The following is a 25,087-nucleotide window of genomic DNA, read 5'->3' as shown; positions in this document are numbered from 1 at the left end:
CCTTCAGACGCAGGCCATATGCAGCAACGACCTCACCCGGCTGGCCCAATATGAATATATCGCCGAGACGAAGTCCGTGAACGCGTGCTTCGATGTTTTGTGGCCAGACTGGTTCAGATGGAAAGCGCTTCAAAAGAAAATTCGCCCAGCGGGAATCTCCAACATGTTCCCCTTTGGCACGATCTTCAAGTTCAATTCTCGTAGGGAAATGTTCGAAGGTCGGATAACAACTTTCCGTTAAGCCTGCCAGCGTATCGTCTATTACAGGCTCCATGTTATGAGCCAATGTGAGCAGCACTTTCCAGGCTAAACTCCTTCCGGCCGCCTCTACATCCTCCCATTGATCTTGGAGAAGATAGCGTTCCTTCTCGCTGCTGAGTACGCCGACTACAGCATCAGCTCCACAGCCTTGTAGAAACATCGCTCGGGTCCCCGGGATGCGTTTCTCAATCAAACTCCGCGCCACACCAGGAAATTCCGCAGAAACGAGAAGCTCATTGGTCATGGTGGGGTGACAGGCATAACTAAACAGGACAAGTTTGCAGCTCCCGTCGGTACGGCAAGCTTTTACCACGGGAACATCATGGTCTACTACGCCGTAAGGATTTGCGGCAAATACATTCTGGCCGTCCACAATGAGACGTCGGGAAACAGCTAAATCGCTGCTGCCCGTGCCGAAGAATAACGAGACGGGTTCCATGTCGTCCCGCGCAGCCCGGCTTATTTCAATAATTGCATCTAGAAGTCCATTGAAATAGTCCGCTGAAAATACCGCGTGCTCAAAGCCCGGAGTCGGCTCTCGATAAAGCGGTGCACAATGGGTGTGAGTCCAGTGAACCAACACTTGATCAGAACGAAGACCCCATAAATGTTGGAGCCGCTCCTGAAGCGAATCCGTCCAGCTTCGGGTTAAACCTACTTGATCGACGACGACGACTACATGCTCTTCTTCACGATCCGTGCTTTCCAGCCACATGACCTGGGCACGGAGGTGGTCCTTCACCCCTGTTGACGGTGCCGTCCGGTTGGAAAAACCACCGAGCCAAGTCCCCACGGTGGGTGTAACGGTGCACTCGGAAAAACCTAACTTTATCATCTTGAGCCTCCAAGCGCTGACGAAATTAGTCCTGCCGTATGAATGATCTTTGAGCTGAGCTCAGAAAAACGGGCTTCCGGCATCTCGTGAATAAGGGCGATGATGCTGATGGATGCCGTCACATTGCCTTCGTGATTCYGTATCGGTGCTCCGATACAGCGTACTCCGAGCACTTCTTCCTCGTCCTCAATCGCATAGCCATTCTCCCGTACGGTTTGCAGCATCGCTTTGAATTCGGCCAAAGTAGCGGCCGCTTTTCCCGTTCCTCCTCCGAGACCTCGAGCCGCAAGGATCCCATCCGTTTGCGGTTCGGGTAAGAAGGCAGCGATTGCCTTTCCTACTGCCGTTAAGTGCAACGAGGAGCGCTTACCTATATAAGTGTCGAAACGGATGAAGCTCGTGCCCTCGACTTTTTCCAAATACACGACATCCATACCGTCCAGCATAGCCAAGTGAACTGGAAATCCTGTGTCGTCACGTAACGCGGTCATAAAGGGGAGCGCAATCGTGCGAATATCCATATTTTTCAAAACTTGACTGCCTAAATGAAAAAGCCTCAGCGTTGCCCGATATTTACCCTCGGACATCTTTTCGACGTACCCTTGCATCTCCAAATTATCTAGGAGAACAAATGCGCTGCTTTTAGCTAGGGAAAGTCGTTCATAAATATCGACAAACCGAAGCCCGTCAGGGGATGCGCTTAAAAGCTCAAGAATTTTGAACGCTCGATCGACGTTTGGAATTAACTGGGATTTGGATACTCGTTTATTCATTCGAACTCACCTTCTCTATCTCTTTGATGCTAATTTAACCAACGTTCTATTGCCATAGTCTCTCACGACTTTTTCTGCAGCGATAACAGGTTGGATCACTGCAGAGCAGGGCTGTTTCGTCCAAGCGTAACAGCTCTGTCGTGGCAGATATCACTTCTTCGCCTGGTATCCACTGGACTATAGCTTTGCCAATTAGACCATCTTGAATTGCTTTGCGCTTGCGCAGTAAAGCCTCAATGACGCCAAAAGCCCGGCTGCACCCAGGGGGATCAAGTAATTCAACCTCCATTTGAACGGAACCAAGTATCTGAATACGCCTTGAATCACTCGGACGAAAAGGAATGTCCAAATAGGGCATTTTGGCATAAGCCTCACCTACATGGACCGTTGAATTGCTCGTATGACCAACACCAAGCAGAAGAATTCCGCCGCCCATTTTGGCCACTAGATCTAACGGACTGTCTATACCGAGGCCTGGTTTCAAATAATGCTCCTCACAAAGAGCGACAGCCCCGTCCCCTACCGCAGTGATGGAATGCGTAGGATGTAAGGACCTAACAGCACCAGGGCGTTTGCGCAGCATTTCGGATAATATGCCTGTTTTACTAGGGGAAATGGCTGGATTAAAACTTTCGTTCTGATAGGTAAACGTAGGCATGACAAGCAAGCCTTCGCTTCCGATACAAGATAATAGCGCATCTAGGACAGTATCTGCACCGCCCTCAATGGGCCCCAGATTACGTAAAGCACTATGGACGACAAGGCGAGTCCCCTTTTGAATCCCCAAGCTTCTAAAAGACTTGATTAGTGATTCTTTCGTGAGTGGTTCCATCATCGCACCTCCACTTTTCGGTTTAAGGAACTATTTTTCAATCGGTGCATAGGCAACGACGTCAATCTCCACCAATGCTTTGGGCAAATAACTGCCCACTGTTGTCCTTACAGGTTTGGGATCTGGAAAATAGCTGTCATAAACTTCATTAAAATGAGCAAAATCACTCATATCTTTCAGGTGAACGGTTGACTTCACCACATCTTCAAAAGTCGCTCCGCCTGCTTGAAGAATTGCAAGGACATTTTCCAATGTACGCGCTGTCTGCTCCTTTATGCCCTCAGCAAGCTCTCCCGTTAAGGGATGACGCCCCACTTGACCGGAAACGTACACAAAGTCTCCCACCCTTAACCCTTGCGAGTAAGCCCCAACGGGTAACGGCGCTCCATCGGTTAAAATAGCTTGTTTTTTCATCCTGACGCCTCCTTATATTCTAAGAATTTATACTAAATTCAGCTCAGCCAAAATATCATTGTTCAGCAGTGCTTCCATATCCTCTGTCGTAAAACCTGGAAAAGGCATCTGCTGGGCGTATTCCGTCATTTTACGAAGCCCTTTAACCGAGTCTTCAAAGTTGCAAATCGGATAATCCGTTCCGAAGATCAGCTTTTTCCAAACGCCATATTCTTTGCAAAGCATCAAGGAATTATAAAGCTGCCATGGTCTATAGTAAAGTGCTGATACATCTGCGTACACATTTGGATGTTTGCGAATGACACTGATCGTTTCAGCTTCCCACGGATGACCTAGGTGAGCGATAATGATCCGCAGCTCAGGGTAGGCTAGTGCCACTTGTTCCAATTGTTCGGGGTGAGCCCATTTCATCGGAGCCCTTTGGGGAAAAGTCGTTCCTTGGTGGGTGAGAATTGGAAGCCCGTTGTCCTCGCAGTATCGGTAAATGCGCAGCATGCGCTCATCCATAGGATCGTAAGCTTGATAGATGGGGCTCGTCTTTAAACCCTTCATGCCCAGATTGAGATGGCATTCTTTCAATTCATCCAACGCATTATAATCATGGGGGTCGACGCAGGCAAATCCGATCAGCTTTTGCGGGTCCCTTTGGCAATATTCCGCCACATATTCGTTAGGGACATTAAAGCCCAGATGGCGACTGCGAAAAGCTAGCACAATACATTTATCCACTGCTTTCATCGCTTCATAATGTTCATCCGGCGTCGTACGCTGTACTGGCTTGCCTCTCATTTTGAAGCCCTCTGCTAAATACGCTGGACTGTAATGCTTAGGCTCACCCAAGTGAGTGTGATAATCGATCATTGTTCCTCGCCTCCATCCTGCCATTGTACGTTCCCATCCGGCGTAATCCGTTGCAAATTCCCTTCATAGGCAAAAGCTACCGCGTTAAATGTAATGGATTTCTTCTCAAAAGGGGCAAAAAGCGAAGCGGTGCCATTGGCAACCGCGCCAGTAAGCCCAGGCAATTCCGGTCCTGGAATGCTGCTGAAAGGCTCGATCCCCATCGTGTAGGCTCGACCGAACCATGGAGCGCCAGTCGTTCCGCCAAACTCTTGCCAAATCCACAGATGCGGCCAAACCTCGAGAGGCCAGCTCAATCCAAACCCCAGTCCGAGCTGTGGGTTACATGCCGCTACCCAACCTTCTTCTAGCTCAGCAGCAAAAAGCATATCCGCAGCCAACTGCTCGCGAGGCGGCATTTGTCTTAAATCGACTGGCTGACCGTCTCTTCCCGGCAGATAAGGCCATTCGCCGGATGTCCCAGGCACAACCCGTCCCGGTAAGTCTTCTCCGCCTGCCGAACGAGTAATACGACAAGGCGGCAGATGCAGCTCCATCTCCGGACCGAGGAAAGGTTCACCAAGCGCTGGATGCTGGCCCCACATGCAATGAACTTCAACAGGGCTGACATTTTCTACCGTTTCACGAATTTGTAAAGCGCCGCTTCCCCGCTTGAGCCGAAGCTCTCTTTCCATGCGGAAAGGCAAACGTTGCGTTTCTACACGCATTACCAGAGCGACCTCGTCGGGCGTATCCAAGATCACTTCATACTCCCAAGCCATCAGACTGGCCTCGCCATGCATGCCCTGCTCAGCTCCCTTGTAAGTGGAAGCCGTGCTTCCCGCAGGAAAGATCACTTGCCAGCCGCCCGGATAATGGTCCATCCAGTTGCCGCGAGGGTTGGATGTGGTAGGAACCCAATTGCCCCAAGTCCGCATTCCCCATGGGGCCCGGTACATCACATCTATATCCAAAGGTTTGTATCGAAATTCTACAATACTGCCCCCTTGATCTAATAACAGAGTGACAGCTAATTGTTCATTCTCCAGCACAGCCAGTCGATGCCCTTGATACATGACATCACAGCTGATACGCGCACCGTTGCTCCTTGGTAAATACATCGCTTCTCCTCCCATTCCCTCGGGCATTATTTGACCCTGTAATATTCCACCTTTTCATCGTCCAACTCAACGCCTAACCCAGGCCCCTCGAGAGGTCGCGCCTCGCCTCCTTGGATTGGCAACGGTTCTGCTAAAAGCATGTCAGCATAGAAAAAAGGTCCCAAAATATCACAAGGATACTCTTCTGCGCCGATCCCCGGAGTAGCCATGGCAAGGTGAATCATCGCCGCACTTGCTACGCCAAGCTCAAGATTGCTGCCCACCGTGCAAGTAAGTCCGGCTGCTTCCGCAACTGCGGCCGCTTTTCTCGCAGGACCGATGCCTCCGCCTTTTCCAATATAGAGGGAGAACACATCTGCAGCTCCAGATCGGGCTAACGCCATGGCATCTTGCAGCGAGTACAGACTTTCGTCGGCGATAATCGGCACGTTCACTTGATTTCGCACATCGGCTAACCAAGACATATCCAGCGAAGGTACCGGTTGTTCAGCAAAATATATGCCTTCTTCGGCTAGACGTCTAATCGTCGTAACTGCTTCACGGGGCGTCCAACCGCCATTTGCATCAACGCCTAATCGAATGGATGGTCCAATCGCATTCCGAACTGCTTTTACTCGAGCAATATCCTTCTCGGGTCCTGTACCAACCTTGACTTTCATGGTGCGAAAACCTTGTTCCACAGCCCATACCGCGATTTCCGCAGCCTGTGCGGGCTCAACTCCCGTAATAGAAAATTTAGTAGGCACGAAATCTCGTACGGGTCCACMTAAGAGTTGATAAATCGGTAAATTAGCCGTTTTTCCTAAAATGTCCCATAAAGCCATTTCGAGTGCAGACTTCGTGAAGACGTTATGTGCAATACGTTTCTGCATTTTTTGTGTTAACCGCTCAATATGTAACGGATTTTCCCCGATCAGTAAGGGACCCAAAAAATTGCGGATGAAATGAGCCGCCGTAACACTATCCTCTCCGCTCCATCCTGGTGTGCAGGACACTTCACCTAGACCGATGATCCCTTCATCCGTATGAACTTTAACCAATAGAAACGGTGAAACCAGATGGCTTCCCCGACCTGATCGGATCGCACGCTCCGGATGTATGGGTACCTGAACGGGAATAGTTTCGATGCTAGTGATCTTCATATTCATTGCGAGGCCTCCTTCCTATCCATCCCTAACAAGCGAAGGGCATTGGGACCTAGAATCTGTGTTTTCGCATCTTCGGGAATTTCGAGTAAATCAAATTCTCGGAACCGGTAATCAACATAGGGTTGTTGTGGTTTATGAAACAAACCTCCATCTGTGCCGAATACGATTTGTGAAAGCGGAACTTCAGCCACAATCTGTTCCATGGCAAAAGGAGGCGTTGAACACATGCATAAGTAAACGTTACGGTGCCGTTTTCCCGCTGCTATCGCTTCCGGCCAAAGATCATGCAACCCTGCGTGTCCAAGCAGCACCTTTAGCTTTGGATGCCTAACTGCCAGCTCGGCGATTTGCAGGGAGGAGGCGTATGGCGGTGTACCGTCGTGAAAAAGGATAGGAATACCAAGCTCTGAGGCTATTTCGCATACTGGTGCCATGAATGCTTCTAAAGGACTGAACCCCTGCAGCCAGTTGTGCAGCTTCACGCCACGCATCCCTAATTCGGTTACACATCGATACACTTCCTCAGCTGCTCCTCGCCGCCTAGGGTCTACCGTGCAGAAGGGAACAAGTCGATCCGGAAATGGCGAACACCACTCAGCTAAATAATCGTTGCACGCTTTGGCGTTCTGCCAAAAGCCGTCAATCGTAAATATGACACTCATGTCGATGCTCAGTTCGTTCATATACGCAACATACTCTGCTGCCGAAAATGGATAGGTACCGTCCTCCCGTCTAGCGGGTTGGTGTACGTGAAAGTCTATTTTCATACATATACCTCCTGTCTGAGAAGTCGCTTATTGGCGAAATCGTTCAGCTAGCAATCTCTCAACATTTCCACCTAAGATGGCTGACTTATCTGAATCGGACACATCCATGTCTCGTACCTTATCGACTTCAAGCCTCATGCGGGCAACAGGGTGATTACTGGAAAAAATCATTCGTTGTGACCCAATTCCTCCATACATGCGTGCCATCCCACGTTCCGGAAAATCATGGGCTGTGTCGCCGTACAAATTAGGCGCTCGTTCAAATGCCGGCATGACATCCATCCAGAAGTCGGATTTCCCATTCTTCCCCATAATAAAAGAAACTTCGGGGTAATTTAGAGCCAATTCGGTCAGTTGCAATGGAAGAGCAAACGCCGGGGTCCCAGTATGCACATAGACCGGCGCACGGTGGCGTGCTGCCACTTCGATCAAAGGATGCACAAGCTTCTCAAGAATCATGAAACCTTGTAAAGGAGGGTGAAGTTTGACGGCAGCCGCACCTTCTCCCAATGCCCGCTCTAGCTCAGCAACTGCCCTTCCCTCATACCATGGGTTCGCTGTGGCATAAGCGAGAAACCTCCCTGCATACTTACGGGAAAGTGCTAGCACACGGTCATTGCCCTCTCGGTTATGAACTGCCATCTCACGATCTATCGGGCTGATTAAGGCCATGTCAATCCTGCTTTGATCCATCTGATCGATTAATTGTTCTGGATCTACCCGGTGATACTGTCCTACACCTGCAAGCACATGCGCGTCAATAATCACAATTCTCTCTCCTCACTTAACTGGATCGACTCACCGCTTTCCATAGCTTTAACGAAGGCTAGCGTTAGACGCAGGCTTGAGATACCTTCCCGGCTGCCAGGTACGGGTGTTTGGCGTAACGCTATGGATGCAAGAAATTTCTGTAGTTGAGCCCGAAAACATGAACTAACTCGGTTCTCGGTAAGTTGAATTCGCTCGGTTAACCGATCACTGATCAATACAGCTTCACCGTTGGCTCGATCAAGATAGGCCATTCCTTTGGGACCAAGAATCTGAAACTCACCAAGAGGAAATTCTGGGAAAAACCATCCGATTTCCAACTTAGCTTGATCGCCATTAGCGAATTCAATCAGAGCGGAGTTGTAATTAGGTGAAGGAAACTCGGGTCTGCTAGTCAGACCCCGAGCTGTAATTCTGACTGGAGATGACCCTGTCAGGAAAGCAAGGTGATCAGCAGCGTGAGCGCCGTCATGTATACAGGGCGGTCCGTGACGCAAGGTGTTTAAAATTCGCTCATAGTGCTCTTGATTACCTTTAGGATCCCACACTTCATCAAATGTGCTTAATCGAATTTGCAGTGGACGACCGAGCCTGTCGCTCTCTATCCATTCCCGCAATGCATCCATTAACGGGCCGTGCCGATAGGTGAAGCCGACTTGCAAAAGACGCCCGCTCAAGCGTTCTGCTTCAGCCATTTGTTCGGCAGCTTCAAGCGAAGTAGCCATCGGCTTTTCACAAAGTACATCTTTACCAGCATGTAGAGCCTCCATGGTGATAACTGGTGTTACCCAAGGTGGCGTACAAATAAGAACAGCCTGCACTTCTTTATCTTCTAAAATTCGTTTATGGTCGGTGGTATGATAAGCACTGCCAAAAGCAGCTCCAGCCGCCTCAGCTCGAACCGGATCTTTATCACAGACCGCTGTTACGTGAACAGACGGGTTCTCAAGGAGAGTCGGAAGATGCTGCCCCATCACAATGTCTCCGCATCCGATCACAGCTAGTTTTACAACATTTCCGGACAACTGAAATCCCCCTCCTCTATTTTTTATTTATGGAACGAAACCTTCATTATCGGAGTACCGGTACAGCCAAGCCAGCTGCTCCAGGCTTGGATATGATGGCATCTGGATAATAGCGCTGTAAAATTTCCAATCCTAATGCAGCCCGTCGAACCTTCTCCTTGCATTGGGCTATTGCCATTTGTTCAATGTGCATACCGCTTGGGTAAACATTTGCGGCATTTCGTAGCCCGAATTTCACATAAACAGGTGAAACAACCCGGACAATTTCCGGAATTTCATAAAAGCGAATAGCACCGCCAAAATCGTCAGGTGCTTCCACATAAATATCAATCGGCATATCAACAGCCTCACGGATTGCCCCTAATCGGGCTAATGTTAGTGATGTTGGTACATTGTAGGTATCTGCGCCGAGCGTCTCCATTTGCTTAATGGAGACAGGGTTTGCTGCTCCCAGTGAAACAGAGCCCTTTACGACCAGATCAGCCGGTAATTGTCCCGCCTTTTTCATTTGACCCACAATGGCAAGAAGGCCTTCATCGGCAATGAGTACTCCCCTCAGTCCCAAACGGCAGCCCCGCTTAATATCTTCGACGGCATAGATCAACTGATCCATCCCTTCATGTCGCAACGCTTGGCCTTTACCTGCAGKGGTGTGACTAGCTGCCGTTATGTCCCATGTCGTACGGGGGCCAACAAACAGACTGACCTCTACACCATCTGCCACTGCAAGCTCGAGCATCTCACGAATTTCCGAATCAGTATGCATCATTATTCCGCTGCCTTGCGATACACGGTGTATGGTTACGCCGTACTCCTTGGCTGTTTCCAAAGTAGCCGCGAGAGCGTTAGGTCCTTCTACACTCGGGATTTCAAATCGAACCTGTGCCCCGTCTGCAAAACGTTTTGATGAAGTCGGAAGATGATGAGCATCTCCCATTGGATAACCTAAACTGGCCAAAAACTCACGCGTTTCTTTCATAACAGCACCCCCGGTTTTATTGTAAATAGATCTCACAAATTAATTTGGTTCAGTATATTGAAATTCACTTCAAAAATGATGATAATCCAAGTATAATAGGAGTGAGTTCGGGTGTAAAGGAGGATTTTTCCAAATGTATACGTTTTCAGATCGACCAGGAAGCCTGCTCTTTCAAGAATTGAACCGGGATGAAATCGGGAAGTGGGCCCCTGAAGCAACCGTCATCTTACCCGTTGCTGCCATTGAACAACATGGACCGCACTTACCCGTTTGGACTGACTCCCTTCTAGCGGAAAGCATTACCCTTCAAGCCGCAGCACGAGCTAGTGATGAGATTCCAATTTTGGTGTGCCCCGTCGTAACCTATGGTTCCTCGCACCATCACCTTATCTATCCAGGAGCGATGTCGCTTTCGGGCGATACGTTAATTAGGGTGCTGCGCGACCTGACTGACTCCTTGGTGAGCAGCGGTTTTCGTCGAATTTACTTGATCAATTCCCATGGTGGAAATGAAGAATGCGTGCGACTCGCGGCCCGTGAACTTGCACTTCGTCACCCCGTTATCGCTGGAGCCGTCTCTTATTGGACGGTCGCCTGGGACCAAATCGTACAGGAAGGGCAAGCTGGGAGTTTGGGAATCGTCCCCGGCCATGCAGGTGGTTTTGAAACTTCTTTACTTCTTGCACTACGACCGGATTTGGTAAGAACCGAGTTGCTGCCTTTACCCAACCGCCGTCCCCTCCCTTCAACACCTAGAGATCCTTCTACTGGACCGCTTATCCAACGGCACGGTAGTTGGGCAGCGATTGACGGCTACAGTGACGACGCAGGCTTAGCAAGCGCGGAAAGCGGGCAAAAACTTCTCGAAATCATCTCTCGAACCCTTGCTGCTGAATTCGTTAGATTTCATCAACTTAAGCTGAACTAACTCAATTATTCTTGCTGATAATCCACTACGGAAGGGTGTTGGAATTGTTGAAAAGTTATCATAATCTAATTGCCGGCCACTGGGTCGGAGCTCAATCCGGAAGCCTGCGTCAAAACATAAACCCTACTAAATCATCAGAGATTTTGGCTGAATTTCCAGACAGTGATGCCCATGATCTTCAGAATGCCACAACTGCTGCTGCTGCTGCTTTCCCCAAATGGCGCAGCATGAGTATCGTCGCTCGCGGTGAGATTCTATACCGTGCAGCCGAATTGCTTACAGCTCGTGCCGAGCTCATTGCGAAAGATTTGGTTTTGGAAGAAGGAAAAACATTACCCGAAGCCATTGGAGAAACGATGCGGGCTGCAGCGATTTTCCGCTACTACGCCGGAGAAGCACGTCAAGAAACCGGCGAAGTCTACGCTGCTTCGGATCCGAGCACACTTCTCTACACACGCCGTGACCCCATTGGCGTAGTCGGTGTCATTACACCATGGAACTTCCCTATCGCGATTCCAGCGTGGAAAATCGCACCCGCCCTCATCTACGGCAACACCGTGGTCTGGAAGCCGGCAGATCTGACTCCACTGACAGCTTATCACTTGACGAGTGCTCTGGTGGATGCTGGGCTTCCGGAAGGCGTGATCAATGTCGTGTTCGGTCGAGGATCCGTTCTCGGTCCCGCTCTTACAACAGACAATCAAGTGCGCGGAATTTCCTTCACTGGCTCCAATGGTGTTGGTCGAAACATCGCAATTAGCAGTGCTGAACTGGGCAAGAAATATCAGCTAGAAATGGGCGGAAAGAATGCCGTCGTCGTTCTAGCAGATGCTGACTTGGATTTAGCGGTTGAAATGACGATCCGCGGAGCCATGCGCTCAACCGGACAAAAATGTACCGCTACCAGCCGTGTCATCGTTGAAGCTCCATTGCTGAGCGCATTTACCGAAGCGCTAGCCGAACGTTGCCGTAAGCTCGCCGTGGGTGACCCGTTGAATTCGCAAACCTATATGGGACCTCTGGCTTCCCTTGAGCAGCAAAGAACCGTATTGGATTACATACGAATCGGAAAAGAAGAAGGAGCTCGATTAGTAACGGGTGGTGAAACTCTCGATTCAGAAGGTTTCTTTGTAACACCAACGGTGTTCAGCGATGTCGATCCTAATAGTCGACTAGCTACTGAAGAGATCTTCGGACCCGTAGTATCGGTCGTGCCTGCAGCTAATTTAAGTGATGCCATCTCTCTCGTTAATACAAGCCGATTTGGCCTAAGTACAGCTGTATTCACTCGTGATATCGGTAAAGCCATGCGTTACGTCGATGAGATCGAATGCGGTATCGTGCATGTGAACTCCGAAACAGCTGGTGCGGAACCGCATGTTCCGTTCGGTGGCATGAAGGAATCAAGCTCCAATTCCCGTGAGCAAGGAAAGTCGGCTCGTGAGTTCTACACGCAAGTCAAAACCGTCTACTTCGACAGACCTTCGTCTACATAGGTATATTTAAATGAGGTGTCCCTTCTGAGGGGCACCTTTTTTAAGTTAAAACTCCAAAACTTCTGTCAAACCAGGCGCAAGCTCCAACACTCGCCGTTGCCCGTCATCAGTATGCTGAAGCACAATCGAGATGCTTTCCTCTCTCCTATTCGTCACATAAAGGCGATCAGGTAGCACTGATATCTCTATATGACATATATCCTCTTGCCCGTCCCCCAAAATTTCCAGTGTCCATTCACTATTTCGAAATCCACTCGTAAACGCATCCAACTTGCCGCTCCAAAAGTAGGTATCCCCTTCAATCCGATTAATTCCTTCGAATAAGGGTTGTTTGTTCAGATTCAACTTACTTTCCCATTTGGCATGGACCGTCAAAGATGTTGTATTGAAATTCGCAAATATGAGCTGACTCTCACAACTGAGCAAAACAACACCCTCTTCTTCACAAGTAAAAAGGTGTGCTWGATTCGCGATGGCTTTCGTCTCATCCTTGGTTCGGTTTGGCAAGGTGATCACTACGAAAGGCTCCAGTGTACTTGGACCATTGAACGTTTCTTCGCTGCGTCGATTTAAAATGAGAATATCCTCAACGCCCTTCCATTTCTTATACTCATGCTGATTGATGTACCGTATTCCTTGGGAACCGAACAGGACATAACCGATTTCATCATCCACCTGTACCCATTCCGCCGGGTTTAAATCTGTAATCTGATTCGGTTCGCACCCATAAAACCCTTCGTATGAAGCGCTTCGATCTGGGAAGTAAAGAGTCCTTCGTCCCTGGGCTAAGTCCGGCATAGCGCTGTATCGCTCATTGCGGATTCCTATCATCCCTGTGTTCATTTCAGCAATCTTACAAGATTTCAACACCTGAATGCATTCTATATAGACGCTTTTCCCATCTGGCAAAGAAACGAAAGCCACATCCTGGCGAAGCTCTTCGACACCCCGCATTAGCGAGGCTATCGCACCGAAACCATCCTCATAGTCCCGAATGTTTTCCCTCTCGGTTTGCAGAACAAATCGTTCGTTCGAGTGTAGAGTTCTTTGTGAATCCACCTCAATCTCAAACTGGGCCGTACCCGTGTAACTAGCGGGCAGTGGCGTGATGCTCCAACATCCTTTTGCAGGAATCGTAAGTCCCATCACTCGGTTGCGCCAACTGAAGCTCGAGAAGCTGTCACGCGTCCTGTGAATCACTGAGCACCCATATGGATACACATAAACTCCAATCAGCCTAGCATTCATTTCGTCACCATCACTGGGTTCCGCACCTCCCCCTCCAAACAAATGAAGCAGGCAGGAAGCGACCAAATCCTTCGCGGATGTATGCTCCATATCTTTTGCCGTTTGATAACCGGAGATTATGCATTGCTCCCCGTTTTCCTCAAGAAGGCAACCCTGTTGATTACTATTCTGAATGCCTTCAATAATGGCAAGAGCTCTGCGCTCTAATAAAGACGCATCTCTGTCCCTATGAATCACATTCATAAACGCATGGGTGAATTGACGTTCATGCTGCCTGTTATACCACCAATCCTGACCCTGTACGGGGACAGCCAAGCCGTCAAACTGCGCCCACACTTTAATCGTTTTATTGTAGAGACGTTCGTTGTTATACAGCACTGTTTCCGCTATGGGTTCACCTCCTATTAAGGAAAATACGGCATGAATCCCTCGAAGATTAATGCCTGCACATATATATCCGGGGTGAGCGAACCCGTGGTTTTCCGTTGTAAAGTCGGGGTGAAACGTAACGGTTTTTATCAATTTTGGTTCCCTAGCTCGATCGATTGGCGTCGTAATGGCGTTTAGTGACCAGGCTTCAAAACCTTTTTTCCAACTTTCATGTCGTGGATGGTTAGGAAACAGCGCAAGTGCCGCTGCAATTCCCCCTGCTGTCCAAGCATTTTCCTCGGTCTGTGTGTCGAAATAAGCGCCATTTCTCGGATCTTCTTCGCACCAGCGGTCCGCATAATCGGTCAGAACATTTCGGCTCAGAATGCGTGTTTCTTCGTCTAGATCTTCCCAAAGCAGCCACACCGATAACCCGAAGGAAGCAATTGTCACTCCGACTTGGCTGGCGGGAAAAAACTTTTGCCCTCTTCCCCCCCATTTCGTCAAGCTGCAAAAACGGTTCCTCCCTTCAGCCCGCACACAATCCTCCGGGCCTGTATCATGGGTAAAACCTAAATAGCGGATCGCTGCAATAGCTTTCCGCTTGACCTCTTCTCGAGGGATTCCAGTTAACTTTTCCTCATAATTCGGAAGCTTCGCAAGCAAAGCATATACGGATGCTGTATAGGCGGTATCAAGTCCATACCAATAGGCACCGCCAAAAAAATGCCCGCACGAAGGGCGCCTAGACCAATCTGCAAACTGTTTCTCGGCATAAGGCAGCCACTTTTGCAATATACGGCGAATTCGTGCGGACAGCTCGTTTTCGGAAGCTTTGTTCCAAGCGATCGTTCGAATACGCATGCTCTCTTCGTTGGACATGAACGAATCCCCTATCTGCGTTACGATGTTAAAGGCTACTTAACACAAGGTCAGCGACATGGAGCGTTTGAGTCACTTCTTTTTCTCCATGGACTGCAGAAACGTACCATAAGCCGTTTGGCCTTACTAATACACCTTGCTGCAACATTCGCTCCGCGAATGTTGCATATTTACCAGCATCCCGTTTGGAGAATCCAGCGAAATCACTCACCTCCGGAAGGTCGACGAACATCATGTGAAATACGGGTCCCACCTGATTTACGACGCCAGGGATTCTGTGTTTCTGCAGCAGCCCACGAAGTCCGTCGACCAACGTATTAGCAGTGTTTTCCATCTGTTGAAAAGCAGCCCCATCATTGCGTGAAAGCAAATCAAGTACAGCTAGTGCCGCTGAAGTGGAGATACAATTGCCGTTCAACGTCCCTAAGTGACTGACCTCTCCTGTAGCGATAAGATTCATCCATTCCCGCTTACCGGCTACTGCACTTAACGCGATACCGCCAGCTAAAGCTTTTCCCATGACAATTAAATCAGGCAAGATGCCGAAACGACCATGAGCCCCTCCAAGTCCAAGCCGGAATCCAGTAATTACTTCATCGAAAATAAGCGTAATACTGAGCTCTTCAGTCAGCTTCCGCATCGATTCTAAGTAACCAGGCCGAGGCGCGAGGCAACCGGAGTTGCACATGACAGGCTCAGTAATGACTGCGGCAATTTCATTGTGATGTTGTCTCAGCGTATCTTCCAGAGCTTGCGGATCGTTCCAAGGAAGCAAGATGACTTCCTGCAGGCTAACTTCGCTCTGTCCTCCTGTTCCTGGAAGGATGGAAGCATCTGCATTCGCCTGCCCTGCTCCTTTTTTCATGTCGGCACTCGGGAAAGAGGTGAATATAGAATCCGACCATCCGTGGTAATGACCGTGGAACCGAACGATTTTACGTTTACCGGTATAAGCTCTTGCTACGCGCAACGCAAGCATGACAGCCTCGGTGCCGGAACCGCTGAAGGCTGCAAGTTCCGCACCTGGAAGCACCTCTACGAGACGCTTCGCCAGTTCAACTTCTCCTTTGTGCTGAAGCCCATATGTGAATCCGCTCTGCATGGCCATGTGGACACGATTCGTTAGCTCCGGATGGGCATGACCCAGAATAAGTGGTCCATAAGCGAGCAAATAATCGACATATTCATTGCCGTCGACATCACGAATATAGGCGCCAGAAGCAGAATCGGCAAATAGCGGAGCAGGCTTCATCGCCGCCCGAAGGGAGCTAGCTACTCCCCCAGCCAAATATTGAGAGGATGTTTCATATTGGGACTTCGATTGCTCATAGCTTTTCATGGGTGTCCTCTCCGTTTCCCGCTGTATTTTGTACGAGTTCTACACGTCCTTCAAAGCCGTTCGGAATCTTTATATTTACCTGAACATGAGATGGGGCCTCGACCCGAATCGCGATCTGACCCTGTTCCTCCACTTTCCAGTAAACATCAATTCGTCCCTCCACAGGAAGAGGCACACTGCCTCGCGCCCATGCCAATCCACATGGGTTCGGTTCAACGATAATTTCCTGCCAACCCGGCACTTTGCTTTGAACGCCCAAAACATAAGCTCCAAAAAAATATCCGGGCGCCGCCGACCATGCATGACAGTGACTGCGAGATAGAAACTTGTCATTCTGCCGATTGGTAGAATTCGGGAACATTTCCCAACAAGCCGTTGCGTCATGCTCGATCATCTGCCCGAACCGTGTGCGGATGTCATCTAACATCTGACTGTAGAGACCTTTTTGGGCTAAGGCTTCATAGTAAAAAAAGGACATGAACGGACTTCCAACCTGTACGAACTCAGAAGGCGAATCCACAAGGTAACGATCGATGATCGCTTCACGATCTCCTTTTGCAGCCGCACATAAGGAAGCCACTACTTGGGTTTGCATACTGAAACTTTCCGACTTACGTCCATCCGCATGAATACAGTCTAAATAAGCTTTACCATCCTCCGACCATAAATATAGGTTGATCGCTGTCAACAGCTTGGTGACAGCCTGATCGTAAATCACTGTTGTTTGTTGGTCACCCGACAGTTGTGCTAACTCCGAGGCCACTTGCAGTGCCTTCATCAAAAATAAATTTTGATGAGTGACAACCCCGTTATTTGGCTGATCAATTTCAGCCCAGTCAAAGAAATTCCAGCCTTGGAAATCAAATAAACCTTGTTCATTCAGATGAGTTAGGTAATGATCTAAGGTAAAGCGAATGTGAGGCCAAATCTGTTCTACGAAAGTCACATCAGCCGTACGTTGATAATATTCTTTGCAAGCCATTACCCAGAAAAACGTCCAATTTGGTATGACGGCGCTCCAACCGCTTGGCACTTGACTTACATAGTAAGGTGATTGTCCTGCAGACCCAGGTACTAAGCTCAGTGAGTGACGAACGAGCGGCTCCGCGTCAAACAAGTAATACCCAATTAACGCTTCATTGCGTGCATCTCCTACCCAGAACGCTTGCTCATAGGTGGGACAATCTACAAAGGTATCCTCCATGCACAATCGGACAGTACGCTGGCTAATATCCCATATTTTTGTAAGCAGCGAATCGGAGCATTGAAACCGTCCAATGTCTGCAACAGGATAAGTGCTTTGCTTCATTCCAATGTTGTACAGTAGAACGGGACTTTCACCTTCCATTTCCCCGCGACGTACAGTCACCATTAAATAGCGAAGACCTCTGCGAATCGAAGATACATAGGATTGAAAACCATCTCGGCACACATAACGAAGTGTGTTGTTTAACTTATAGGTTTCCTGACGCCATCCGTCTTCCATAAATTCGAATCCATAAAAATCTAGGATCGTACCGGCAGAACATTCCGCCTCAAATGTAATAAAACCGGAGGTTAATCGTCCGAAATCGATGATTAATTCCGTATCTTGTCCATTAAACAAGGGTATTTCAGCAGGTAAAGGGCTTGCTTTGACGATATTGTGCAGTTGATTCGGCACGGCAAGTGCTTCGGTTCGGTTTTTCCACACACTAAGTGTAAACACGTTATCGTCGTCGACGAGCGCCTTCGATACGGGCTTCACCMATTTCTGAAAGTCAGTTAACTCTTCTTTTGAAGATAACCTCTTTGCACGGATATAGTCAGGATGAGCACACACCACTTTTCGGTCGACTGGACGGCTGGCAACAACGCCATACTCAAACGGCCCTATCGTAACGAACGGAGATTCTGATTCACCAGATGGGAGCGGGGATACGACCTCAAAAGGCTCCTCACAGTCAATTCCCATGTAAAAGCCTACAGAATGATCTGCTCCGGTGATATCCATATTAAAGAAGYTGTCGCCTTCCACYAGCTCAACTTCCACATATTTCTCCGGTTCATTTCCGTAGAACTGCTCATGTGTATATGGAACTCCTCCTAAAGTAAGGGGACCGAATATACTTGAGTTGGGAAAACCAAAGATGGCTTTTGTCTTTTTCGGAACACGAATAACCGTGGCTAGATATCCGCCAAACGTGACCGCGTTCATGTGACTCTCACTGCCGGGAACCATTTGATTACGAATGTCTATATAGGCGTTCCATTGTATCGGCTTAACTTTGCTTAAGCTCTCAATTCGCGCCGCATAAATAGGCTCTTCCGTCAGGAAGGGAATATCTCGAGGAACAAGCCTTGTCCATGGTTCCATTCCTACAGGTCCTATAGGGGTTGCCGGTGTCCAATCGGTGTCATCATAGTCAGGATTCATCCAAGCGTTGTCCCATTTCCTTGCATCGATTCGTTCTGCAAAAGCATTCTGTGTCGACATCCTTGGCGCACGTGGGTCTTGTCCTAAATGGCGTGAGGTTAGCCAGGATGCATCCGTGCCTATTACTTGCACCATATTCTCCTGCGAATGGAGCTCTAATTGAGCAACCAGACCGCCACGTCCCCTCAAATAATAAAAGGTGGAGAGGCCGAAATGCTGCACAAGAACGGCAATGGTATTACTACGTCCTGGCTTTAGAAGCCTCCCAATATCGTAAACATCATAAAATTGCTCTGTAGGCCACGATCGAGCAGGGCCACGACCTAATATCTCCCCGTTAATGTAAAGCACATAGCGTGAATCCGCTGTGATCGCTATTTTGGCTGAATCCCAGCCTTTAGCCGACACGTCCAACGATTTGCGAAAACATCTCCACTCGTTTCGTGGGCTCTCTTCACCGTCTGACCAGATCCATTGCGCTAAGCTATCCGCTTGCAATTGCATAGGAATTCCCCCTAGAGTGATACGGTTTTTCCGCTTTCTCGACTTTCGTTGACCGCTTCTATGAACCGGATAATTTCCAAGGTCTCCTCCGGGTTAATGCGGGTCTCTCCCGTTCGAAACATATGAAGAACATCCTGCAATAAATTGGCATACTTGCGCAGCCCATCAGCGGCCGTGTCCACGTACTCCGAGGCTTTGTCTCGGTGAATCCAAGTTCCATGTGTGCCATTGTGCGGATTTCCCCGCAAAGTTCCGATACGACCGTCTTGCCAGACCGCAGTAACCGTTTCATGACCATTCCCAGAAAAGGCTGTGACAGAACGGCAGCCGGCTCCGAGAACCCGATATAGGACGTCAACTAGGTGAATTCCGTACCAGTAATAGCCAGGCTGCGTAGGTGTGAACTCGATCGGACCATAGCAGTCAGCTCCAGTGATGTTAGAGCTGTCCTCCCTGCTCAGCGCCGTGTTCAAGGCATCCGCATAGCGTCGTACTGAACCGCTCATCCATCTCACACCGAACTTCTCTGCCGTATGAGCAATCATTTGTGCTTCCACCAGACTAACAGCTAAAGGTTTATCGATAAAAACAGGCTTTCCAAAAGGAGCAATCTTGGCAAATTGCTCAGGATGCACCCGACCGTCTACCGAAGTGATAAGTATCGCGTCGCAACTCGAGGCTACCTCTTCCGGTGATTCCGCAATGTGAACCCCCAGCCCATCTCGAAGCTCGGCTGTATATCCCTCCACGCGCGTTGCACTCGCTTTAAAGTCCGGTGATCCACCGGGAAAAGCCGCAATGACGCGGCCCCCCGAGATATGATTAGGATCATTCGGATCGTTCAAAATTTTGGAGAACACTTTACAATGGGAAGTGTCTAAACCAATTAAGCCAAGCTTGAGTTCGGCCATGAGATTCCCTCCAACTGCAGACCTTTATAAACTTTAACCACAGCGTTGATGATATCCTGTGTGTCTTCGTCTGTCATAACCGGGCTTACTGGCAGGAGCGTAGTCCGCTGAAGCAAGTCTTCCGCGTGCGGGCACATCCCTTTGCTGTAGACGACCGGATTTTGGAATGGATAGTTGAATGGAAAGTTATCTCTATCCGTTGTTCGTTGATTAAGTATAAAAGATTGCATGTAAATCGGCTCTCCACCGTACATTTTGAAGCAGAAAATGTTCTCCGCGTTCATCGCTGCCACAAAGGAATCGGCAGCAGCTTTCGTAGCATGCTGCAGCGCAAAAACGCAGTCAACATCGCCCTGCAGATCAACTGATGGACGTATTCGAATGCCTGGGACTTGCGTATTCAAAGCCTCGCGAATATTTAGGTGATGCTTCCGCATAGCGGAGATGACCGTATCCAGCTTTTTCCATTGCTCAATCATGACAGCACCAGTCATTTCATTCATCCGGTAGTTTTGACCGATGAACGAAAACTGAGGCGTAATTTGATACTTGCCTTTGTCTCGGAAATTACCCTGATCATGATAGCGTGCTGCCCTTTCGAACAGTTCTGGCGAATTCGTGACCACAGCTCCCCCTTCTCCAGCAGTGAGAATCTTTTGCATTTGAAAGCTATATACGCCGATATCTCCGATCGTGCCACAGTAGCGTCCCTTATAGGTACAGCCAAGTGATTGCGCAACGTCTTCAATTACCGGAAGATCATACTTACGAGCAAAAGCCATAACTCGGTCCATATCGCAGGCGCTGCCATTGATATGAACTGCGATTATCGCTTTCACTTCGTCATCCATAACCCTTTCCAAATCTTCCACGTCCATATTTAATGTGTCATCCATATCGACAAACACAGGTACAGCGTTCGCACACACAACCGCTCCCGCTGTTGCTGTGAAAGTGTTTGCTGGAACAATTACTTTATCTCCATAGCCAATGCCGAGTGCCTTTAATGCAACAATAAGTGCCGCTGTACAAGATGAAACGCCAAGAACATAGGAAACATTTAACCGTTCCGCCATAAGTCGCTCAAACTCCTCAACTGCTCCCTGCAAGTTCGGTCCGTAATAGCGAAACGGAGAGCCTTCGGCAACGACCTTGGCTACATGCTCTGTCTCTTCTTCCCCGTAAAGCATTGCACCTCTCAACATCGGCGGAAGCGGTTTACTGCGAACCGGTTCTCCACCATTGATAGCCAATTGTTCTTTCATGGACTATTCCTCCCAGACTGGTTATTATTCAAATGGAACTGTTATCCCACCCTGCGCAGATGAGCGGTGAATCAACTCAACAAGGCGAACCGCGTCTCTGCCCGCTTCACCAGTCACGGCTGGCTTTCGCCTCTGGCTGATGGATTCAATAAAATCGATGATTTGCATGCTATGATAAGCTGAATTAATATTTCGGGGATCAGCACCGGCATTTCCGCTTGTCTTGGCATTTTCATAGGTAGGAAGAGGAATGCCAGGAACCGTCCAATKGGTGATCTCATTACCTAAGGTTTTGATAGTTCCTTTATCTCCGTAAACATTAATACTAGGTGGAAATCCAGGTAATGCGGAGGTTGTGCACATCAGGGTGGCAAAGCCTCCGTTCTCCATGGTAAACAAGGCGAGTCCCATGTCTTCGCATTCCATATGATGAGTTTGCGTCGCAGTTCGCCCAACTACTGACTTCACCTTACCAGCAAGCCAGAGCAACAGATCAATCGAATGGATACCTTGATTAAGCAAGGCCCCTCCATCTTCGGCTTTCGTACCGCGCCAATCCGCTTCATCATAATAGGCCTGCGATCGATAAAACGGTCGAGAGACCTCCACTAACAGCAGGTTGCCGATCTTACCCTCTTCAATCGTCCGCTTGAGAAGCTGATGATGCGGAAAGAATCGTGTCTGTGACACGACGGATAAAGTCAATTGTTTCTCCTCAGCTAAGCTGATCATCGCCAAAGCCTCATCAGCCGACATGGCGATAGGTTTCTCTACCAGCACGTGTTTTCCCGCTTGAAGTGCTTCTATACCGATGCGCCCATGGCTGCCGCTGCCTGTCGTAATGCAGACGATATCAATATCCCGATTAGCCAAAATTTCTTGGTAATCGGTCGTCCATCCACAAGCATAGCGTTCGCTCGTCTCCCGTGCACGTTGCTCTGTTCTACTGGCAACCTCAACAATCCGAGCATGCTCGATACTGCTTAATGCTTCTAAATGAACGTCAGCAATGGAACCGCAGCCTATAAGACCAAAACCCCACTTTTTCATGTTAACTGCCACTTCTCGATATGTTCAACATTATATAAGCACCCTTTCCCTAAATTCATATTCAGATTAGTCAATTTGGGCGGGTTTGAACATGTTTTTTAGCGTTAAAACATGTCTTTTTGTGCTTCAATTGCATATCGTGAAATCCCCTGTTTATAGGTCTCGCAGATGGAAATCMCTCCGTCTCCCTCCTTTTTAAACAGCACAAGATCAGCTGGACCACCTATTTGCAACCCGCATTTTGTTGACAAATTCATCAAAGTCGACGGACGAACAGAAGCCATTTCCCAAGCTTCATGCAAGGAACACAGCTTCTTACGTATCAAATGCGCGATTCCCCATGGAAGCATCTGTGCAGAACCGGCTAACAGCTGAGGCTCATCCGCTAAGTGAAGACGGCCTTCGTTTGTTTTCACAACATGTACGCGATTATGAGAGTAGTAGTTGCCAGGAGGCATCCCGCTTAAATGCACCGCATCACTTACGAGAATGGCACATTCCTGCTTCACCCGCATAACGACTTTAAGAAAAGATTCAGGCAAGTGGAACCCATCCGCAATTAAAGACACCCAAAGTGAGTCTTGGGCCAGCTGCTCCCATAAGTAATTAGGGTGACGTGGAAGCGTTAAATGGGCTCCGTTTCCAAAATGGGTCGCCAACCGGCCACCGGCAGAGACCGCATCCCGAATTTGCTCCGGAGATGCTGCAGTATGTCCGATTGCGACTATAATACCGCTTTCTGAGCATCGACGAATGAAATCAGTGGAACTTGGCCACTCAGGGGATAATGTAACTATCCTTATACGTCCCCCTGCTGCCTCCTGCCAACGCACGAAGGCATCCCAATCGGGCTCGCAAACATATTCCCGTTTATGAGCTCCTCGTGGGCCATTCTCAGGTGAGATGAACGGTCCCTCCAGATGAATGCCACCTACAGTAGCACCCGTTGCRGAATCTTCATCGCAAGCCTTTGCAATCGCTGTCATCGCTTCCGAAATGTTGTCCGCCGAGTTCGTCGTGATCGTCGGAAAAAATGTCGTAATCCCCTCTTTCCAAACCTCACGAACAATCGCATGTACACGCTCTGAATCTATTGGGAACACGTTTAAATCAATACCCATGCAGCCATTCATCTGCAGATCAACAAGTCCCGGTGCAATCAACCATTGGTCATTGTAATCACAGTCATCAGGTACGGCACGGATGTCAGTAATGATGCCCTTATTCACAGTAACGATGATCGATTCACCGGTTTTATAATGAGTACCCATAATCTCTTGCATAGCGTTCTCCTCCTAAATAAACAGCCCGTTTATCGATTACATAAACGGGCTGTTAAATAGATTATTATTTTTTATAATAGCTTTTATACCATTTCGTTGCCTCTTGAATAACCTGTTCCCCGCCTTGGTTTTTCCAATCAATTACGAACTTGTCAAATGCGGTATCAAGGGGTTCTCGACCCGTCAACACTTTTATGAACATGTCCATGTATAATGAAGTGTCTCGATATCCGAGCTCAGGCTTCGCTTTCAGTATGTCCGGTGTCGGCATATACATGGACTCATCTTTAAAGAAATTCATCTTCGTATATTCGATCCCTTTCTKGGTCAAGGCGGCAAATTTACTAGCTTTAATGACTAGCGGAGACATACGGGAATCACCGGCTGGGTTAATAATCGATTGGTAAAAAATTCTTGTGCCTTTGTCCACATTGACTTTCGCATTCGGATCCCAGTTGACAGTTCCATTCGTTACCGTATAGTTGATACCTTCAATCCCATAAGCAAAAAACTTGTTTTTAGCCGGATCATCCGAATGGACCCAGTCGAAAAACTTTATGATATCCTCTGGGTGCGCAGCATTAGCCGATATGGTATAGACGTTGTTCACACCTGTTCTTTCTGGAACCAAATTCACTTTTCCTTGCGCATTCATCGGGCCTGGCAGTACCCCCACACTAGCTTTCGGATCGGTGAACAAATATTCTTGACCTCCACTAGTCAGAACTTGCACTTGATGAAACCACATGCCCACTTTGCCCTGATGAATCAGGTCTCCCCAATCATTATCTTTCATCGTGAACATATCATGGTTTACATAGCCCTTATCGTAGAGCATTTTGTAAAAGCGGATCGCATCTTTCATTTCAGGTATAATCAAATTCGGAATAAAACGTCCATCACGATATTGCCAGGCATCCGGATGGGCACCGAAATATCCGAAGAAGGCTTCGGAGAACGCAAGACCTTTACGCATGGCAAAAGGAACCTCATCGTTCGTATTTCCATCGCCATTCATATCGAGATCCTTAATCGCTTCGAAGAAGGCTAAATAGTCATCCATTGTTTTCGGTTCTTTCATGCCCAGCTTGTCCAGCCAATCTTTGCGGTATAACAAAACAAGCACGTTTGGAAGCGCTGCCATTTTGGGGATTCCATAAATTTTTCCGTTTTTGCTTACACGCGGATCTTTCCAGGCTTCAGGCGGAATGTTCTTTTTCAAGTTCGGTCCATATTTGTCAATGAGCGGCCCAAGTTCTAGAAACACACCGTCTTCTACCGCATTGGGATGAGTTTCCCAGTCGATCCGAGTCGTCCACATAATTTCGGGAATATCACCTGAAGCAAACCGAATCGCAATCTGTTTGTTATAAATGCTGGAGCTGACCATTTCAAACTTAACATTGTAGGGGGTACCGGTATATTGACTGAAAAGTCTTGAGATTTCCTTGAAATACTTATCGTCCTCGGTTATGTTCTGGGCGTATTGGTTACCGCCGTCCTGCATGAGGATGGTGATGTCGATCGGCTTTTTCGAAACCGTATTGACACCTTTCGTAGGTGCAGCATGATCCGTACCTTGGCAGGCTGTTAGAATGCCGCTTGTACCCATTACTGTTATCAATAATATTAG

At 48.5% G+C, this 25,087-nt stretch carries 21 protein-coding genes; 2 read left to right on the top strand and 19 right to left on the bottom strand.

All coding sequences use genetic code 11. From position 1 onward, the window contains the following. The 11 genes from AC1DVJ_RS24995 to AC1DVJ_RS24945 all read right to left on the bottom strand — a co-directional run. On the bottom strand, positions 1 to 1,054 hold a 1,054-nt coding region (locus tag AC1DVJ_RS24995), incomplete at its 3' end, for a neutral/alkaline non-lysosomal ceramidase N-terminal domain-containing protein (protein WP_477594468.1). A gap of 38 nt (positions 1,055 to 1,092) precedes the next feature. Further along, on the bottom strand, positions 1,093 to 1,869 hold the full coding sequence (locus AC1DVJ_RS24990; RefSeq protein WP_477594466.1) for an IclR family transcriptional regulator: 777 nt from the start codon (positions 1,867 to 1,869) through the stop codon (positions 1,093 to 1,095). A gap of 46 nt (positions 1,870 to 1,915) precedes the next feature. After that, a complete protein-coding gene (locus AC1DVJ_RS24985; RefSeq protein WP_477594464.1) occupies positions 1,916 to 2,701 on the bottom strand; it encodes an AAC(3) family N-acetyltransferase in 786 nt (261 codons plus the stop codon). Positions 2,702 to 2,731: 30 nt separating this feature from the next. After that, complete coding sequence (locus tag AC1DVJ_RS24980) at positions 2,732 to 3,115, bottom strand: RidA family protein (RefSeq protein WP_477594462.1); 384 nt, start codon at positions 3,113 to 3,115, stop codon at positions 2,732 to 2,734. 27 nt (positions 3,116 to 3,142) lie between these two features. Further along, positions 3,143 to 3,976, bottom strand: a complete 834-nt coding sequence (locus tag AC1DVJ_RS24975; RefSeq protein ID WP_477594460.1) for an amidohydrolase family protein — start codon at positions 3,974 to 3,976, stop codon at positions 3,143 to 3,145. Further along, positions 3,973 to 5,076: a DUF4432 family protein gene (locus AC1DVJ_RS24970; protein ID WP_477594458.1), complete on the bottom strand. Its 1,104-nt coding sequence runs from the start codon at positions 5,074 to 5,076 to the stop codon at positions 3,973 to 3,975. Before AC1DVJ_RS24970 ends, AC1DVJ_RS24975 begins: the two co-directional genes overlap by 4 nt. Before the next feature lie 26 nt (positions 5,077 to 5,102). Further along, entirely contained in the window at positions 5,103 to 6,224 is a 1,122-nt protein-coding gene (locus AC1DVJ_RS24965) for a mandelate racemase/muconate lactonizing enzyme family protein (RefSeq protein ID WP_477594456.1), read from the bottom strand. Continuing rightward, positions 6,221 to 6,991, bottom strand: a complete 771-nt coding sequence (locus tag AC1DVJ_RS24960) for an amidohydrolase family protein (protein WP_477594454.1) — start codon at positions 6,989 to 6,991, stop codon at positions 6,221 to 6,223. Before AC1DVJ_RS24960 ends, AC1DVJ_RS24965 begins: the two co-directional genes overlap by 4 nt. A gap of 27 nt (positions 6,992 to 7,018) precedes the next feature. Further along, positions 7,019 to 7,759 (bottom strand): amidohydrolase family protein, encoded by a 741-nt coding sequence (locus tag AC1DVJ_RS24955; protein ID WP_477594452.1) that lies wholly within the window; start codon positions 7,757 to 7,759, stop codon positions 7,019 to 7,021. Then, a complete protein-coding gene (locus tag AC1DVJ_RS24950) occupies positions 7,756 to 8,784 on the bottom strand; it encodes a Gfo/Idh/MocA family protein (protein ID WP_477594450.1) in 1,029 nt (342 codons plus the stop codon). The genes AC1DVJ_RS24955 and AC1DVJ_RS24950 overlap by 4 nt, the downstream gene beginning before the upstream one ends. Positions 8,785 to 8,830: 46 nt before the next feature. Then, positions 8,831 to 9,763, bottom strand: a complete 933-nt coding sequence (locus tag AC1DVJ_RS24945; protein ID WP_477594448.1) for a hypothetical protein — start codon at positions 9,761 to 9,763, stop codon at positions 8,831 to 8,833. A 133-nt stretch (positions 9,764 to 9,896) separates the two neighbouring features. On the opposite strand from AC1DVJ_RS24945, the gene AC1DVJ_RS24940 reads away from it, so the two are divergent. Both AC1DVJ_RS24940 and AC1DVJ_RS24935 read left to right on the top strand, forming a co-directional pair. Continuing rightward, entirely contained in the window at positions 9,897 to 10,691 is a 795-nt protein-coding gene (locus tag AC1DVJ_RS24940) for a creatininase family protein (protein ID WP_477594446.1), read from the top strand. A gap of 47 nt (positions 10,692 to 10,738) precedes the next feature. After that, positions 10,739 to 12,187 carry an aldehyde dehydrogenase family protein gene (locus tag AC1DVJ_RS24935; protein ID WP_477594444.1) on the top strand — a complete coding sequence of 483 codons (1,449 nt, stop codon included), beginning with the start codon at positions 10,739 to 10,741 and terminating at the stop codon, positions 12,185 to 12,187. A gap of 45 nt (positions 12,188 to 12,232) precedes the next feature. Here AC1DVJ_RS24935 and AC1DVJ_RS24930 read toward each other — a convergent pair whose 3' ends face one another. From AC1DVJ_RS24930 to AC1DVJ_RS24895, 8 genes are all read right to left on the bottom strand, one after another. After that, positions 12,233 to 14,686, bottom strand: coding sequence for a hypothetical protein (locus AC1DVJ_RS24930; protein WP_477594442.1), 2,454 nt, complete (start codon positions 14,684 to 14,686; stop codon positions 12,233 to 12,235). Positions 14,687 to 14,714: 28 nt separating this feature from the next. After that, positions 14,715 to 16,025 carry an aspartate aminotransferase family protein gene (locus AC1DVJ_RS24925; RefSeq protein WP_477594440.1) on the bottom strand — a complete coding sequence of 437 codons (1,311 nt, stop codon included), beginning with the start codon at positions 16,023 to 16,025 and terminating at the stop codon, positions 14,715 to 14,717. Then, positions 16,012 to 18,945, bottom strand: coding sequence for a family 78 glycoside hydrolase catalytic domain (locus tag AC1DVJ_RS24920; protein WP_477594438.1), 2,934 nt, complete (start codon positions 18,943 to 18,945; stop codon positions 16,012 to 16,014). Before AC1DVJ_RS24920 ends, AC1DVJ_RS24925 begins: the two co-directional genes overlap by 14 nt. Positions 18,946 to 18,956: 11 nt before the next feature. Then, entirely contained in the window at positions 18,957 to 19,856 is a 900-nt protein-coding gene (locus tag AC1DVJ_RS24915) for a Gfo/Idh/MocA family protein (RefSeq protein ID WP_477594436.1), read from the bottom strand. Then, positions 19,832 to 21,121 (bottom strand): DegT/DnrJ/EryC1/StrS family aminotransferase, encoded by a 1,290-nt coding sequence (locus AC1DVJ_RS24910; RefSeq protein ID WP_477594434.1) that lies wholly within the window; start codon positions 21,119 to 21,121, stop codon positions 19,832 to 19,834. The genes AC1DVJ_RS24915 and AC1DVJ_RS24910 overlap by 25 nt, the downstream gene beginning before the upstream one ends. A 24-nt stretch (positions 21,122 to 21,145) precedes the next feature. Continuing rightward, on the bottom strand, positions 21,146 to 22,171 hold the full coding sequence (locus AC1DVJ_RS24905; protein WP_477594432.1) for a Gfo/Idh/MocA family protein: 1,026 nt from the start codon (positions 22,169 to 22,171) through the stop codon (positions 21,146 to 21,148). A gap of 104 nt (positions 22,172 to 22,275) precedes the next feature. Further along, on the bottom strand, positions 22,276 to 23,454 hold the full coding sequence (locus AC1DVJ_RS24900; protein WP_477594429.1) for an N-acetylglucosamine-6-phosphate deacetylase: 1,179 nt from the start codon (positions 23,452 to 23,454) through the stop codon (positions 22,276 to 22,278). Between the two features lie 64 nt (positions 23,455 to 23,518). Next, positions 23,519 to 25,087: extracellular solute-binding protein (locus AC1DVJ_RS24895; protein WP_477594427.1), on the bottom strand; the 1,569-nt coding region annotated here is incomplete at its 5' end.

The sequence above is a fragment of the Paenibacillus sp. P4_A9 genome (genome assembly GCF_056402415.1).
Note: the sequence above shows the minus strand (reverse complement) of the source record. Positions and strands in the feature narration are given on the sequence as shown.

Bases quoted from the DNA above. Each gene is read 5' to 3' on its own strand.
- AC1DVJ_RS24985 (WP_477594464.1), bottom strand. From the start codon at position 2,701: ATGGAACCACTCACGAAAGAATCACTAATCAAGTCTTTTAGAAGCTTG.
- AC1DVJ_RS24980 (WP_477594462.1), bottom strand. From the start codon at position 3,115: ATGAAAAAACAAGCTATTTTAACCGATGGAGCGCCGTTACCCGTTGGG.
- AC1DVJ_RS24940 (WP_477594446.1), top strand. From the start codon at position 9,897: ATGTATACGTTTTCAGATCGACCAGGAAGCCTGCTCTTTCAAGAATTG.
- AC1DVJ_RS24960 (WP_477594454.1), bottom strand. From the start codon at position 6,991: ATGAAAATAGACTTTCACGTACACCAACCCGCTAGACGGGAGGACGGT.
- AC1DVJ_RS24975 (WP_477594460.1), bottom strand. From the start codon at position 3,976: ATGATCGATTATCACACTCACTTGGGTGAGCCTAAGCATTACAGTCCA.
- AC1DVJ_RS24915 (WP_477594436.1), bottom strand. From the start codon at position 19,856: ATGGCCGAACTCAAGCTTGGCTTAATTGGTTTAGACACTTCCCATTGT.
- AC1DVJ_RS24925 (WP_477594440.1), bottom strand. From the start codon at position 16,025: ATGAAAAGCTATGAGCAATCGAAGTCCCAATATGAAACATCCTCTCAA.
- AC1DVJ_RS24910 (WP_477594434.1), bottom strand. From the start codon at position 21,121: ATGAAAGAACAATTGGCTATCAATGGTGGAGAACCGGTTCGCAGTAAA.
- AC1DVJ_RS24970 (WP_477594458.1), bottom strand. From the start codon at position 5,076: ATGTATTTACCAAGGAGCAACGGTGCGCGTATCAGCTGTGATGTCATG.